Here is a 14,232-nt window from a genome sequence, read left to right as displayed (position 1 = left end):
CCTCAGAACTGGAAGTAGATGAAGGGGGCCACGCCCTCGGGCCCCGCGAGCAGGATCGCGAGCAGCACCACCCCCACCGCCCCGCCCAGTACCAGCGGCGGCAGGCCCCGGATCCAATCCTCGACGCGCTCGCGCAGGTCCGGCGGCAGGAAGTGGATGCCCAGGCCGAACGCCACCAGCAGAAGCAGCCGCCAGCTCACCAGCTCCGCCGGCAGCGGCGAGGCGAGACCCGCCAGCATTGCGCCGAAACTCGCCATGTCCGGCGTACGGAACAGCACGAAGGCGAGCACCACGATGTGGAAGGTGATCAGCCAGCGCAGCAGCCGCCCCGTGCCTGTGCGCGGCTCCCCCTTACCGCCCAGAGCGCGCTCGACCGCGAGGGCCGCGCCGTGCAACGCCCCCCAGAGCAGGAAGGTCCAGTTCGCACCATGCCAGATGCCGCCCAGCACCATGGTCAGCAGCAGGTTCACGCGCGTCCGCGTCTCCCCCCGCCGGTTGCCGCCCAGGGCGCGGATGTAGAGGTAGTCGCGAAGCCAGGTGGAGAGCGAGATGTGCCAGCGTCTCCAGAATTCGGACAAGGTGACCGCCCGGAAGGGCTGATCGAAATTCTTCGGGAAGTGGTAGCCCAGCAGCGCCGCGAACCCGATCGCCATGTCCGAATAGGCCGAGAAGTCGCAGAAGATCTGCACCGAATAGGCGTAGGAAGCGAGCCAGACATCCGCCGCGCCATAGGCCGAGGGGTCGCGGAAGACCGGATCGACGAGGCCGGTCGCCAGTTCGCTCGCGATCACCATCTTCTTGAACAGCCCCCCCAGGATCAGGATAGCCGCCATCGCGACGGGAATGCGGAAACGGTCCGGAGGCGTGTGGAGCTGCGGCAGGAAATGCGCGGCGCGCACGATGGGCCCCGCCGCGAGGTGCGGAAAGAAGGTCAGGTAGACGAGCACGTTCAACGGGCTGCGCTCCACCTCCGCTTCGCCGGAATAGGCATCGACCATGTAGGAGATGGCCTGGAAGCAGTAGAAGGAGATGCCCACCGGCAGCACGATATCCAGGAGCGGTATAGGCCCGAGGCCCAGGAATTCCGCGCGGTTCAGGACCTCCTGGATGAAGAAGTTCGTGTATTTGAACCATCCGAGCCACAGCAGCGCGCCGCCGACGCCGACCCATAGCCAGGCCCGCGATCTCCGACCCCCAGCCAGCAGTCCGATCATCCAGGTCCAGAAGCCCACGAAGAGCAGCGCCGCGCAGAACTCCACGCTCCAGAACGCGTAGAAGGCTAGGTTCGCAGCCAGCAGGAAGAGTCGGTCCCATCGCGGCGCCCAGCGCACCAGCGACCAATGGCCGAGGAAGACAACCGCGAAGAAGATCGCAAAAATCCCGGTGGGAAAGAGCATGCGGTGGTCAGATCTCGTTCTGGCCGCGCGTGCCGAAACCAGCACCGCGCATGATGTGGGCGTAGAGCCGCTCGGCCGTCAGGCGGTAGCCGTCCGGGGTGAAGTGGACGAGGTCGGCGCGCATCAGCGGCGTGTCACCACTGGCCAACTCAGGCAGGCGGCAGATGTTGCGCGTCACCTCGGCGCTCCAATCGAAATAGCCGACGCGCGTCTGCTGCACGACGGCGCGCTGCGCCGCGCGCACGCGCGATAGCGCGACCAGCGGCGTCACTGCCGCGCAGCCCGTGGGCGGCCGGCGTGGTGGCGCGCCCCGGCGGACGGGCCGCGTGCTGACGCGCACGGGCCTTCCCGCATCGGGGACGCCCATAAGCAGGATGCCGCTGCGCGGGAGGATGCGCCGAAGCCGCTCGATCTGCCGGGTGAGCGCCGCGGCATAGGCCGCCTCGTCGAAGTCAGGGTCCGTCGCCTCGTTGGTGCCGAACTCTAGGATGACCAACGCGGGCGGCCGGCCCGTCAGCTCACGTGCCAGGATGTCCGGGTCGCGATATTCCAGCGAGGCGAGGGTCGCGCCATTGATCCCGAAGCCCTCGACCAGCACCCCCCGGCTCCGCCGCTCCAGGCCCCAGCCCAACAACTCAACCTGGCCGTCGCCGGTCAGCTCGATCGCAATCTCCCGGCTGTTGCGCGGGACATCCAGCGAGAGGGGGCGGAACTCGGCCCGTGCATGCCTGAGCGTCGCGGGGCCGATCCAGTTGTCATCCACGCGCAGCCGGAAGCTGCCGGCCTCCGGCCCCGTCATCATGGAAAGCTGCAGCCGGTCGAAGCCATCCGTCTCATTGGAACGGAGCGTGATCGTGTCTCCCGGTCCGGCGCCGGAGAGGCGATAGCCGGTCAGGCCGAACGGCCCCTGGGAACTCGCCCGCAACGCGTTGCGGGCGGTCCATTCGCCGGTCTGGGTAATCTGCACCGCCGTCGGGTTGAAGTAGCGCTGTGCGCGGCCCGGCGAGAGCCTTCCCACACCGGCCGCGCCGAAGCGCGACTGCATCAGGTATCGCAGATGCTCCACCATGACCGGGCCGGCGGTGTGGCTGTCGCCCATCAGCATGACGAGGGCGCGCGCTTCGCGGTCGCCCCGCTGGATACCGCGCAAGGCGGCGCCCAGGGGCGCATAGGCGTCGCCTCCCATGCGGACCGGCAGCACGGCGTCCAGGGCTGCATCGGGCGCCGATTCGACCCGGAAGGCCGGATCCTGCCATTCAGGCAGGTCGCCCGATCCATGCAGCCCGCCGCCGCCCGCGCATCCGCTCAGCATGGCGCCGAAGCCCGCCAGAATCCCGCGGCGATTCAGCATTTCTCCACGCTCCGGGACTTCATCGCGGCCCTGCTCATGCTATGCTTCCCCTCAGCATTTCCATGCGTGGCAACTTCCATGCACGGCAGATGCCGCCCTTTAAGTTGTGACCTTCTGGTCTGGAGAATGCGGCGTGGCCGTCGGCTTCGATGAACCTACTCTGCCCCGTCGATCCCTTCTCTATGGCGCAATAGCGCTCCTGTCATCGGCTAGCGCGGCACCGGCACAGAGCGCAGCGGAACGCGCGGTGCCGGATCGGGTGAACATCCTCTTTTGCGGCGACTCCCTGGCCCAAGGAATGTTCCTCTCCCTCAATGGCGTCCTGCGCCGCCGTGATGGCGTGCGCGCGACCAATGGAACGCTCCACGCCACGGGCGTGACCCGCAGCGACGAACGTGATTGGCCGACCGCCGCGCGAGAGCTCGTGATGCGGCATCGGCCGAACCTGGTGATTTTCTGGATCGGCGCGAACGACTTCCGCCCGCTCGTCGTGCGGGAGCAGCGCATCCGCTACGCTTTCGGCACGGCGGGCTTCGCCGATGGCTACGCCAAACGGGTGGAGGAGATGGTGGCGCCGGGTATCGAGACCGGGGCGCGCGTCGCCTGGTTCGGCCTGCCCAATATGCGGAACGCGCAATTCGCCGATGCCGCACGCCAGTTGAACGACATCCAGCAGGCGGCCGCGGAGCGCGCGGGCGCCGTCTGGATCCCGACCTGGGATGCGACCAGCGACGCGCAGGGCCGTTTCCTGCCGAGCGTCACCTCAGATCGGGGCAGCCGCCTCTTCCGCGCCGATGACGGCGTCCATTTCACCGATTGGGGCTATCGCCGCATCGCGTCGCTGTTCTTCGACGACGTCGACCATTTCTTCCCGGAGCTCGCGCCCGGGCTGGGCCGCATCAGCGACACCTGACCGGCCCGCGTCACGCTCAGGTTTGCCCCCGGCGCGGACGCGGCGTAATCAGTCTGCGGCAAAAGTGATGCGCGCGTGATCCTCAATCCTTTCGACGACCGGCCGGAGCGCTCCCGCACCAAGATCGCGCTCGTCTACATTCTTCTCCTGGCCGCGAATCTCGCCGCCTGGGCCTGGGCCTGGGTTGCCTTCTCGCATTCCCCGACGCTCATGGGCACGGCCTTCCTGGCCTATATGCTCGGCCTGCGGCACGCCTTCGACGCGGATCACATCGCGGCCATCGACAATGTTGTCCGCAAGCTGGTGCAGCAGGGCAAGGCACCGCACACGGCGGGCCTCTTCTTCTCACTCGGCCATTCGTCGATCGTGGTGATCGCCTCCGCCATCCTGGCCGCCACCGCGGCGGCGATGCAGGACGAGCTGGCCGAGTTCCACGAGATCGGCGGCATAATCGGCACCGTCATCTCGGCGGGATTCCTGCTGCTGATCGGCTTCGCCAACCTGCTGATCCTGCGGCGAATCTGGGCCGCCTTCCGCCGCGCCCGACAAGGCGAGCACGTCGCCGAGGAGGAGCTGGAAGCCGTTCTCTCCGGCCGGGGACTGCTCTCGCGGCTGTTCCGGCGGGCCTTCGGCCTCGTCTCGCGCTCCTGGCATCTCTACCCGGTGGGCTTCCTCTTTGGCCTGGGCTTCGACACGGCCACCGAGATCGGGCTGCTGGGCATCGCCGCGGCCCAGGGCGCACAGGGCATGCCGATCTGGACGATCCTGGTCTTCCCCGCGCTCTTCACCGCCGGCATGACGCTGATGGACACGACGGACAGCGTGCTCATGACCGGCGCCTACGGCTGGGCGTCGGTGCATCCGGTCCGCAAGCTCTGGTACAACCTGACGCTGACCGCGGCCTCGGTGGCAGTCGCGCTCTTCATCGGCGGACTCGGTGCGCTGGGATTGATCGCCGAGAAGCTGGGCCTGGAAGGCGGCATCTGGGATTTCGTGAGCGAACTGAACGAGAATCTCGGCCAGCTCGGCTACGCCGTCGTGGCGATCTTCCTCATCAGCTGGGTGGTGTCCGTCCTGGTCTATCGCCTGCGGGGCTACGACCGGATCGGGGTGGCGGAGACCCCTTAATACCGTACCAGCGCCGCGCCCCAGGTCAGCCCACCACCGATTGCCTCGAGGAGCACGAGGTCGCCTTTGTGGATGCGGCCGTCCGCGGTCGCCTCGGCCAGCGCCAGCGGCACGGAAGCGGCCGAGGTATTGGCGTGCCGCGCGACAGTCTTCACCACCCGGTCGCCGGAGAGGCCGAGCTTGCGGCCCATCGCGTCGATGATCCGCACATTGGCCTGGTGCGGGACCAGCCAATGCACGTCCTGCTTCGTGAGATTGTTGGCGGCCAAGGCCTCGTCCACCGCGGAGGAGAGCTTATTCACCGCCTGGCGAAACACTTCCTTGCCCGACATTCGCAGCGGCCCCGTCGTGCCCTGCACGTAGAGGATGCCGGCCTGGGTGCCGTCCGCATGCAGATGCGTCGACAGCACGCCGCGCTCGGTGCCCTCCTCGGCCCGCAGCACCACGGCGCCCGCGCCATCGCCGAAGAGCACGCAGGTGGAACGGTCCGTCCAGTCCAGGATGCGCGAGTAGACCTCGGACCCGATGACGAGCATGCAGCGGGCCTGACCGCTGCGGATCATCGAGTCGGCCACCGACAGCGCGTAGATAAAACCCGTGCAGGCCGCCGAGACATCGAAGGCGAAGCCCCGGCCGACGCCGAGCGCCGCCTGGATATGCGCCGCCGTCGAGGGGAAGGCGTTGTCCGGCGTCGAGGTCGCGACGATGATGCCATCCACCTCGGTCGCTGCGATCCCGGCGTGGGCCAGCGCGCGGCGTGCCGCTTCCGCGCCCAGCGAGGTTGCGGTGTCGTTCGGCCCGGCGAGATGCCGCTGCATGATCCCACTGCGCTCGCGGATCCACTCGTCGCTCGTGTCCAGCCCGTACTTCTTCGCCAGCTCGTCATTGGTGAGCACGAGTTCGGGGAGGTAGCCGCCGCAGCCGGCGATCACGGAACGAAGGGACAAGGTCGGTCTCAGTCCTGCTGCGCGGCGAGGGGCGGCGCGGTGTCGGGGATGAGGGGGCCGGCATGCTTGGCCAGCCGTGAAAGAGCATCGCGGATCGTCGGCGTGAAGCCGTGCGTCACCATGTCCATGGCGACATCGATTGCATGGGCGAAGCCCGTCGCATCCGTCCCGCCGTGAGACTTCACGACCACGCCATTAAGGCCGAGCAGGATAGCGCCGTTGTAGCGGCGCGGATCCATCCATTCGCGCAACCGATCCAGCGCGGGCCGCGCCAGAAGGTAGCCGAGTCGGGACGACAGGCTGGAGGTGAAGGCCTGGCGCAGCATGTCGCGCATCAGCTTGAACACGCCCTCGCCGGTCTTCAGTGCAACATTGCCCGTGAAGCCGTCGGTCACGATGACGTCGACCGTGCCGGCGCCGATGTCGTGGCCCTCGACGAAGCCGTAGAAGTTCAGGCCCGCATGGCCCTGGCGCAGCACCTCGGCCGCATCGCGGACACGGTCGTCCCCCTTCAGCTCCTCGGAGCCGACGTTCATCAGGCCGATACTGGGATTGGGCAGGCCGAGCACGGCGCGCGCAAAGGCATCGCCCATCACCGCGAACTCGACGAGGTTGCGCGCGTCGCACTGCACATTGGCGCCAAGATCGAGCAGCACCACATCGCCGCGGATCGATGGCGCGATGGCCGCGAGGGCCGGCCGGCTGATCTCGGGCATCGTCTTGATGACGATCTTCGCCAGCGCCATCAGCGCGCCGGTATTGCCCGCCGAGACGACGCCCGCGGCCTCGCCGGCCGCGACGGCGTCGATCGCCATGCGCATGGAGGATTTGCGGCCCTGTCGCAGCGCCTGGGTCGGCTTCATGTCGCCGGGAATCGCATCCGGCGCATGGCGCAGCACGCAAGCCTTGGCCGCGCGGGGACGCGTGGCCAGCGCGGCCTGCAGCCGCAGCTCATCGCCCAGCAGCAGGAACTGCGCACCGGGATGTCTTTCCGCCGCCAGCTCCAGACCATCGAGCACGATGTCGGGGGCGTGATCGCCCCCCATCGCATCGATCGCCAGGGAAAAGCGGCGCAGCTGGCCTTCGGCGGGCGTGGCCATGTTCACTGAGGAAGAGCCCCGCCCGTCGCCACGTCAGCCGCGGACCACGCCCTTCAGCGCGTCGGCGGCGGCGACCTCACGGCCGTCGTAGTGACCGCAGGAGGAGCAGACATGATGCGGGCGCTTCAGCTCGCCGCAGTTGGAGCACTCCAGGTGCGCTTCCTTGGCCACGGCGTGGTGGCTGCGGCGCATACCCATGCGGGAGGGCGAGACTTTCTTCTTGGGGACGGCCATCGGAGCCAGCCTTTCAACGGTAAATCTGGGGCATTTGCCCAAGCGGGGGCCACCGCGGCAATCCTGCAACGGCAGAGAGGGGGGCGCTTAGCACCCATCCTCCCCGGCGCGCAACCTACTCGGGCCGCTTGAGCTTCAACAGGGCTGCAAAGGGGCCATGCGGCGCGTCGTCGCCCAGCTCGGGCATCTCCGCGCCGGGCGCGCGGGGATAGGGGTCCAGCACCAGGGAGAGCTCCTGGGCCAACGCCTCGCCGAGGTCGACCACGCCACGCTCGCTTTCCAGATCGTCCGGGTCGTCCTCGCCATCCGAGGGTTCCATGCCCTCAGGGAGCAAGCGCCAGGCGAGCGGCACGTCCACTTCCTGCCGGACCGGGACCAGGGTGATCCCGCAGGCCTGCTCCAGCGCCGCCCGAAGGCGGCCGGTGACCTTCACCACGCCCTGCGGTCCCGGATCCATCTGGAGTTCGGCCGAGAGGCTCTGCAGCGATAGCAGGCCCAGGCGCTCGGCCAGGGCGGCGCGCTCGGCCTCGCTGGCCTCCAGGCGTAGGCCGCGCCCGCCGGAAGGAACATGCGACAGGATGACGGGATGGCTGAATTCCGTGCTCATGCGAATCGGGCCTCCCCCCGGACCAGGTCTTCGATGGGCTGGGCGGCCAGGATCGCGTCCGCCTCTGCCAGCCGGCGGCCCACCGCCAGCGCCGCGCCGGGCGGCGGCGGCTCCTTCGCCCAGATGTTGCGGGTCAGCGCCTCGGCCAGGGCCGAGTCGTCCGCAGCGGCCAGGGCCGCAGCGTAAGCCTCGGCACGGCCATGGAAACCTTCCCAGAGTTTCTTGACCCGCTTGCCGACGGTCATATCGCCGATGCCCATCTCGCGCAGGGTCACGTCCATATCGGCGAACATCGCGTCAAAAGTCGCCTGGGCGAGGTCGTCGCCCAGGCGGCTGCCCTCCGCACGAAGGCGGCGGATCACAAGGGCGACATGGGCGCAGATGAGCTCGAAACGGCCCGGCGTGGTGTCCGGAACCGCCATCGCCTCGTAGAATTCCGGCCGGCGGGCGGCGGCCACGGCGCAGCCATAGAGGAGGAAGCCTGCCCTCTCATGACGGGGGCGTCGGAAGAGGCCGAGAAGGCCCATGTGGGTCAGGGTCCTGAGGGAGCGCCCCTGGCCGATTGACCGCGAGGGCTGGGTGTCGTTAATCCCCGGCACATGGCCCGTCATCCCGCCCCGGTCAACATCCGCCGCACCGTGCGCGCCCCCTTCTGGGGAGTGCTGCTGCTCGCTCCGGTCCTGGCGGGATGCAACTACATGCCTCCCCTGCCGGAGCGGCCGCGAGACGTCTTCACGACGCCCCGCATTCCCCGGGGCCACGCGGTCACCGAGGAGCAGCTGGCCCAGGTCACACCCGGCGTCTCTACCCGCAACGACGTCCAGGCGGCGCTGGGCAGCCCAAGCCAGTCCGGAACCTTCACCGACGACGTCTGGTACTACATCAGCGGCGTGACGCAGCTCCGGCCGGCCCGCGCCCTGGCCCTGCGCTCGCAGAAGGTGGTGGTCGTCAAGTTCGACGATCGAGGGACGGTACAGGAAGTCCGCGAGCTGACGGACGCCGACATGCCGCGCGTCGATTTCGTTTCCCGCGAGACGCCGACGCCCGGCAACGACCGCAGCATCCTGCAGGCGCTCTTCGGCAATATTGGCCGCTTCGGGCCCACGCCGGGTGGCGGCGTCGGCGCCGATGGCATGTCGGGCACGGGTGCACCGGCCGGCGCCCCCCGGTAACGGTTCCGGGTCATTTTCAAGCCCAGGCTTGGCCTGAGCCCGCTTTTGCATCAAATTGGGGGTTTCTTCCCGCATCCTGCGGAAAGAGGACTCCAAGAGGAGCGCTGAAGCGTGATCCCCGCCCTGATGCCGACCTACAACCGTGCCGACCTCGCTTTCGAGCGTGGCGAAGGCGCCTATGTGTGGACGGAAGACGGGCGACGATTCCTCGACTTCGGCTCCGGCATCGCCACCTCCTCCATCGGCCACGCCCATCCGCACCTGGTGAAGACCATCGCGGACCAGGCTGCCAAGGTGATGCATGTGAGCAACCTCTACCGGGTGCCGCAGGCGGAAAAGCTCGCGGCCCGGCACGTGGCCGCCTCCTTCGCTGACTCGGTCTTCTTCTGCAATTCGGGCGCCGAGGCGAACGAGGGCATGATCAAGGCCGTCCGGAAGTACCACTCGGAGAACGGGCATCCGGAGAAGTTCCGGATGATCTGCTTCGAGGGCGCCTTCCACGGCCGCACGCTCGCCACCCTCTCGGCGACGGGCAACGAGAAGTACCTGGCCGGCTTCGGCCCGCCGGTGGACGGCTTCGACCACGTGCCCTTCGGCAACATGAACGCCGTGCGCGCCGCGATCACGCCCGCGACCGGCGGCATCATGATCGAGCCCATCCAGGGCGAAGGCGGCGTCCGCCCCGCGGATCTCCGCTTCCTGCGCGAGCTGCGCGCGGTCTGCGACGAGTTCGGCCTGCTGCTGGCGCTGGACGAGGTGCAGACCGGCATGGGCCGCTCCGGCAAGCTCTGGGCCCATGAATGGGCCGGGATCGAGCCGGACGTCATCTCCTCGGCCAAGGGCATCGGCGGCGGGTTCCCGCTCGGCGCCATCCTGGCCAAGGAGAAGGTGGCCAAGCACCTCAAGCCCGGCACGCACGGCACCACCTATGGCGGCAATCCGCTGGCCTGCGCGGCCGGCAATGCCGTGCTGGACGTGGTGCTGGCCGATGGCTTCCTCGCCCAGGTGGACCGCGTCGCGCGCTACCTGTGGAAGGGGCTGACGGCTCTGGCCGAGCGCCATTCGGCCATCGTCGAGAAGGCACAGGGCGCGGGGCTGCTCGTCGGCCTCAAGCTCAAGCCCGAGGTCACCAATGGCGATCTGCAGACCGCCTGCGTGAAGGAGGGGCTGCTGACCGTCGCCGCCGGCATGAACGTGCTGCGCGTCGCGCCGCCGCTCATCATCACGGAAGCCCAGGTCGACGAAGCGCTCGGGATGATGGACCGCGCGCTCACGGCGCTCACGCCCGCCAAGTCTCCGGCGCTGGCGAAGTGAGCGCCGTGCTCAAGCCCGTCGAGGGAAGTGGCGCGCCGCGCCACTTTCTCGAGCTCATGGACCATGACGCGCTGACCCTGCGCCGCATGCTCGACCTCGGTTCCCGCGCCAAGCGCGGGGACCTGGCGGGCAAGCCGCTGGCCGGCAAGCACATCGCCATGATCTTCGAGAAGCCCTCTACCCGCACCCGCGTCAGCTTCGAGGTGGGCATCCGCCAGCTCGGCGGCGACGTCGTGACGCTGGCCGGCAAGGACACGCAACTGGGACGCGGCGAGACGCCGGCGGATACCGCGCGCGTGCTCTCCCGCTATGTGGACGCGATCATCCTGCGCACGGACCGCGTCTCCAAGATGCGCGAGCTCGCGGAATACGCGACAGTGCCGGTCATCAACGGCCTCACCGATGTCTCCCACCCCTGCCAGCTCATGGCGGATGTGATGACCTTCGAGGAGCATCGCGGCCCCATCGCCGGCCAGACCGTGGCCTGGACGGGCGACGGCAACAACGTGGCCCAGAGCTTCATCCAGGCCGCCGCGCGCTTCGACTTCACGCTGCGCGTCGCGACCCCGCCCGAGCTCGCGCCCGACGCCGGCCTCATCAACTGGGCGCGCGGCCAGGGTGCCCGGATCGAGCTGACCAACAGCCCGCAGGAGGCCGTCTCCGGCGCGCGCTGCGTCGTGACCGACACCTGGGTCTCCATGAGCGACGACAAGACCTCGGCACGCCAGCGGCACAACCTGCTGGCGCCCTACCAGGTCAACTCGGCCCTGCTGAAGCATGCGGCATCGGACGCCATCGTGATGCACTGCCTGCCGGCGCATCGCGGCGAGGAGATCACCGACGAGGTGATGGACGGGCCGCAGAGCGTGGTGTTCGACGAGGCGGAGAACCGCCTGCACGCGCAGAAGGGCGTGCTGCTCTGGGCCCTCGGGCTCGCCTGACCGAAAAGGGTTGGGGTTATCCGCCCCAACCCCCGCGACCTGAGCCTCAATCGATACTCAGGTTCAGTCGCCGCACCATATCTTGCTCGTAGAGCACCCGCTCCCGCGCGAAGGCCAGGTATTCCTGCGGGCCGAGATACTCGTTCGGCAGTTCCCACCGCGTCACGATCGCCTGGCACAGCTCGTCGTCCAGGGCCTTCTTCAGCGAGCGGTGCAGCACGTCCACCACCTCCGGCGGCATCCCCTTCGGCCCTACGATGCCATAGGGCGAGGTAACGCTCATCCCAAAGCCGAGCTCGAGCAGCGTCGGCGCATTCGGCGCCGAACCGAGGCGCGTCAGAGTCCAGGCCGAGAGCAGCCGGAACTCCCCGCTCTCCACCTGCGGGCGCCAGCTCTGCGAATCCGCCACCACGTCGATCTGCCGGCCGAGCAGCATGGTCACACCTTCCTGCGACCCGCGTGTCGGGATGTGCTCCATCCGCCCGCCCCGGCGCGTCAGGATGTCCTCCATCGCCAGGTGGTTGGTCGTCGCGATGCCGGAGGTCGAGTAGCTGAGCGTGCCCGGCTTCTCGCGCGCCTCGTTCATCAGGTCGTCGAAGGTCTGCCACCGGCTGTCGGCACGCACGGCCGTTCCGAAGACGAAGCCCGTGATCTGCATGACATAGGTGAAATCGGTCACCGGATCCCAGGTCGGCTGCCGCGTCAGATACGGATGCCGCAGGATGGAGAGGTGATGATGCGCCAGCGTGTAGCCGTCGGGCCGGGCCTGCTGCGTGAGGAAGAAGGCCGCGCGGGTGCCGCGCGCGCCCGGCATGTTCTCGATGACGAAGCTCTGGCCCAGGTCGCGCCCCGCGATCTCGAACATCTGCCGGTGCAGCGCGTCGAGGCTGCCGCCCGGCGGCCAGGGGATGAGAAAACGGATCGGCCGGTTCGGATAGCGGCCCTGGGCAAGTGCAGGCGCCGAAAGCGCGGTCGCCGCCAGGGGCAGCGCCGCGAGTAGGTTTCTTCTTTTCATATGAACGTCTCCCCGTGAAATGGCCGCGCCCTATTCCATGCGGATGCCGAGCCTGGTCACGATGTCGCGCTCATAGGCCGCGCGGCGGACGACGAAGTCCTGGTACTGCTCGGTATTGAGGTACACGAGCGGCATGTCGAACTGCGCGCGCACGCGCGTGTTCTCCTGGCTCATCAGCGCGTCGCGCATCGCATCGTGCAGCACCTTCACCACGCCCGGGTCCATCCGCGGCGGGCCGCTGACGCCGTAGGGCGACGTGACCTCCATGTCGTAGCCGAGCTCCTTCAGCGTCGGCACGTTCGGGAAGCGCGGCGCGCGCTCGGCCGACCAGACGCAGAGCAGGCGCATCTGCCCGGCCTCCACATTGCCGGCCCAGGTGCTGCTGTCCGCGATCATGTCCACATTGCCGCCAAGCACCGCCGTCACGCCCTCATTGGCGCCGCGGAAGGGAACATGGGTCAGCTCGATCCGCTCCCGCGCGATCAGGTCTTCCATGGCAAGGTGATTGGAAGTCGCGATGCCCGAGGTCGCGAAGCTCAGCTTGCCCGGGTTGGCGCGGGCATAGGCGATCATTTCCGGGAAAGTCTGGAAGGGACTGTCGGCCTTCACCGCCACGCCGAAGAGCCAGCCCGTCATGCCGATGATGTGCGTGAAGTCCTTCGTGGCGTCCCATTGCGGCGTGCGGACCAGGAAGGGGCGCCGGATCACCGAGAGATGCATCTGGCCGAGCGTGTAGCCGTCCGGCCGGGCCTCGCGCGCCAGGTGCACCGCGTGCAGCGTGCCGCCCGCGCCGCCGCGGTTCTCGATCACCACGGTCTGGCCGAGCGCGCGGCCCGCGATCTCGCCGATCGAGCGCAGCTGGGAATCCGCGCTGCCGCCCGGAGGCCAGGGGATGATGAGGCGAATGGGCCGATCCGGATAACGGGCCTGCGCCAGCGCTGGTGCCGAGAGAAGCGGCGCCGCAAGCGGCAGGGCCAAAAGGGATCGACGCTTCATTCCATATTCTCCCAAGAACATTCTTCCGCCTCTCTCATTCCATCCGGATGCCGAGGCGGTTGACGATCTCGCGCTCATAGGCGGCGCGCCGGATGATGAAGTCCTGGTATTGCTCGGTATCGAGATAGGCGAGCGGCATGTCGAACTGGCCGCGGACACGCGCGTTCTCGGCGCTCATCAGCCCATCCCGCAGCGTATCGTGCAGCACGCGGACCACGCCCGGATCCATCCGCGCCGGGCCGCTGATGCCGTAGGGCGAGGTGACGACCATGTCGTAGCCGAGCTCCTTCAGCGTCGGCACGTTGGGGAAGCGGGCCACGCGCTCCGCAGTCCAGACGCAGAGCACGCGCATGGCGCCAGCCTCGACCTGGGGCGCCCAGGTGCTGCTGTCGGCGATCATGGTGACGTTGCCGCTGAGCACGCCCGTCACGCCCTCGCTGGAGCCGCGGAAGGGCACGTGCGTCAGCTCGATCCGCTCCTTCGCCGCGATATCCTCCATGGCGAGGTGGTTGGTCGTGGCGATTCCCGAGGTCGCGAAGCTCAGCCGGCCCGGGTTGGCGCGGGCATAGGCGATCATGTCCTGGAAGGTCTGGAAGGGGCTGTCGGCCTTCACGGCCACGCCGTAGAGCCAGCCTGTTAGGCCGATGATATGTGTGAAGTCGGTCGTCGCATCCCATTGCGGCGTGCGGACCAGATAGGGCCGCCGCACCACCGAGAGATGCATCTGCCCGATCGTGTAGCCATCCGGCCGCGCCTCGCGCGCCAGCGTCACGGCATGTAGCGTGCCGCCGGCGCCGGCCCGGTTCTCCGCCACCACGGGCTGGCCGAGCGCGCGGCTCGCGAGGTCCGCCAGATTGCGGAGCTGCACGTCCGAGCTGCTGCCCGGCGTCCAGGGAATGATCAGGCGGATCGGCTTGTCGGGATAGCGCGTCTGGGCCAGGGCAGGCGCCGCCAATGGCAGCGCCGCGGCTCCCAACAACAGATCACGGCGCGCAAACCGGGGCTGCGGCTGCCACATGAACCTTCCTCCAAGTGTCGCGCATCTGACGGCGCGGTCATCTTGGGATTGGGGCATGGATCGGCGGCCGGTGCCAAGCCCTTTCACCCCATGGGACGG

Annotated in this window: 15 protein-coding genes; 5 read left to right on the top strand and 10 right to left on the bottom strand. The window is 68.5% G+C overall.

Annotated elements, in window-relative coordinates; translation table 11 throughout:
- Positions 1 to 2: 2 nt before the first annotated feature.
- Both WJM96_RS06675 and WJM96_RS06670 read right to left on the bottom strand, forming a co-directional pair.
- Positions 3 to 1,397: an MBOAT family O-acyltransferase gene (locus tag WJM96_RS06675; RefSeq protein ID WP_424811654.1), complete on the bottom strand. Its 1,395-nt coding sequence runs from the start codon at positions 1,395 to 1,397 to the stop codon at positions 3 to 5.
- 7 nt (positions 1,398 to 1,404) lie between these two features.
- A complete protein-coding gene (locus tag WJM96_RS06670; protein ID WP_424811653.1) occupies positions 1,405 to 2,748 on the bottom strand; it encodes a GDSL-type esterase/lipase family protein in 1,344 nt (447 codons plus the stop codon).
- Between the two features lie 106 nt (positions 2,749 to 2,854).
- Here WJM96_RS06670 and WJM96_RS06665 point away from each other — a divergent pair, with 106 nt between their 5' ends.
- Positions 2,855 to 3,661, top strand: a complete 807-nt coding sequence (locus WJM96_RS06665; RefSeq protein WP_424811652.1) for a GDSL-type esterase/lipase family protein — start codon at positions 2,855 to 2,857, stop codon at positions 3,659 to 3,661.
- 75 nt (positions 3,662 to 3,736) lie between these two features.
- A complete protein-coding gene (locus WJM96_RS06660) occupies positions 3,737 to 4,789 on the top strand; it encodes a HoxN/HupN/NixA family nickel/cobalt transporter (RefSeq protein ID WP_424811651.1) in 1,053 nt (350 codons plus the stop codon).
- On the opposite strand, the gene WJM96_RS06655 is transcribed toward WJM96_RS06660, so the two are convergent.
- The 5 genes from WJM96_RS06655 to WJM96_RS06635 all read right to left on the bottom strand — a co-directional run bounded on the left by WJM96_RS06655 (position 4,786) and on the right by WJM96_RS06635 (position 8,135).
- Complete coding sequence (locus WJM96_RS06655; protein ID WP_424811650.1) at positions 4,786 to 5,736, bottom strand: beta-ketoacyl-ACP synthase III; 951 nt, start codon at positions 5,734 to 5,736, stop codon at positions 4,786 to 4,788. The two genes, WJM96_RS06660 and WJM96_RS06655, sit on opposite strands and share 4 nt — an antisense overlap.
- A gap of 8 nt (positions 5,737 to 5,744) precedes the next feature.
- On the bottom strand, positions 5,745 to 6,836 hold the full coding sequence (gene plsX / locus WJM96_RS06650) for a phosphate acyltransferase PlsX (RefSeq protein ID WP_424811649.1): 1,092 nt from the start codon (positions 6,834 to 6,836) through the stop codon (positions 5,745 to 5,747).
- A 33-nt stretch (positions 6,837 to 6,869) separates the two neighbouring features.
- Entirely contained in the window at positions 6,870 to 7,070 is a 201-nt protein-coding gene (rpmF, locus tag WJM96_RS06645) for a 50S ribosomal protein L32 (protein WP_424811648.1), read from the bottom strand.
- Between the two features lie 115 nt (positions 7,071 to 7,185).
- Positions 7,186 to 7,677: a DUF177 domain-containing protein gene (locus WJM96_RS06640; protein ID WP_424811647.1), complete on the bottom strand. Its 492-nt coding sequence runs from the start codon at positions 7,675 to 7,677 to the stop codon at positions 7,186 to 7,188.
- On the bottom strand, positions 7,674 to 8,135 hold the full coding sequence (locus tag WJM96_RS06635; RefSeq protein ID WP_424811646.1) for a ubiquinol-cytochrome C chaperone family protein: 462 nt from the start codon (positions 8,133 to 8,135) through the stop codon (positions 7,674 to 7,676). The genes WJM96_RS06640 and WJM96_RS06635 overlap by 4 nt, the downstream gene beginning before the upstream one ends.
- A 141-nt stretch (positions 8,136 to 8,276) precedes the next feature.
- On the opposite strand from WJM96_RS06635, the gene WJM96_RS06630 reads away from it, so the two are divergent.
- From WJM96_RS06630 to argF, 3 genes are all read left to right on the top strand, one after another.
- Complete coding sequence (locus tag WJM96_RS06630; protein ID WP_424811645.1) at positions 8,277 to 8,849, top strand: outer membrane protein assembly factor BamE; 573 nt, start codon at positions 8,277 to 8,279, stop codon at positions 8,847 to 8,849.
- 111 nt (positions 8,850 to 8,960) lie between these two features.
- Positions 8,961 to 10,163 (top strand): aspartate aminotransferase family protein, encoded by a 1,203-nt coding sequence (locus WJM96_RS06625; protein ID WP_424811644.1) that lies wholly within the window; start codon positions 8,961 to 8,963, stop codon positions 10,161 to 10,163.
- Entirely contained in the window at positions 10,160 to 11,104 is a 945-nt protein-coding gene (gene argF / locus WJM96_RS06620) for an ornithine carbamoyltransferase (protein ID WP_424811643.1), read from the top strand. Before WJM96_RS06625 ends, argF begins: the two co-directional genes overlap by 4 nt.
- A gap of 46 nt (positions 11,105 to 11,150) precedes the next feature.
- On the opposite strand, the gene WJM96_RS06615 is transcribed toward argF, so the two are convergent.
- Genes WJM96_RS06615 through WJM96_RS06605 form a run of 3 tightly spaced genes read right to left on the bottom strand, consistent with a single transcriptional unit; the run spans position 11,151 to position 14,094 of the window.
- Positions 11,151 to 12,119 (bottom strand): tripartite tricarboxylate transporter substrate binding protein, encoded by a 969-nt coding sequence (locus WJM96_RS06615; protein WP_424811642.1) that lies wholly within the window; start codon positions 12,117 to 12,119, stop codon positions 11,151 to 11,153.
- A 30-nt stretch (positions 12,120 to 12,149) separates the two neighbouring features.
- Positions 12,150 to 13,115, bottom strand: coding sequence for a tripartite tricarboxylate transporter substrate binding protein (locus tag WJM96_RS06610; RefSeq protein ID WP_424811641.1), 966 nt, complete (start codon positions 13,113 to 13,115; stop codon positions 12,150 to 12,152).
- Positions 13,116 to 13,149: 34 nt separating this feature from the next.
- Complete coding sequence (locus tag WJM96_RS06605) at positions 13,150 to 14,094, bottom strand: tripartite tricarboxylate transporter substrate binding protein (RefSeq protein ID WP_424811640.1); 945 nt, start codon at positions 14,092 to 14,094, stop codon at positions 13,150 to 13,152.
- Positions 14,095 to 14,232 lie beyond the last annotated feature (138 nt).

The organism is Roseococcus sp. YIM B11640 (assembly GCF_049727625.1).
GTDB lineage: Bacteria > Pseudomonadota > Alphaproteobacteria > Acetobacterales > Acetobacteraceae > Roseococcus.
Note: the sequence above shows the minus strand (reverse complement) of the source record. Positions and strands in the feature narration are given on the sequence as shown.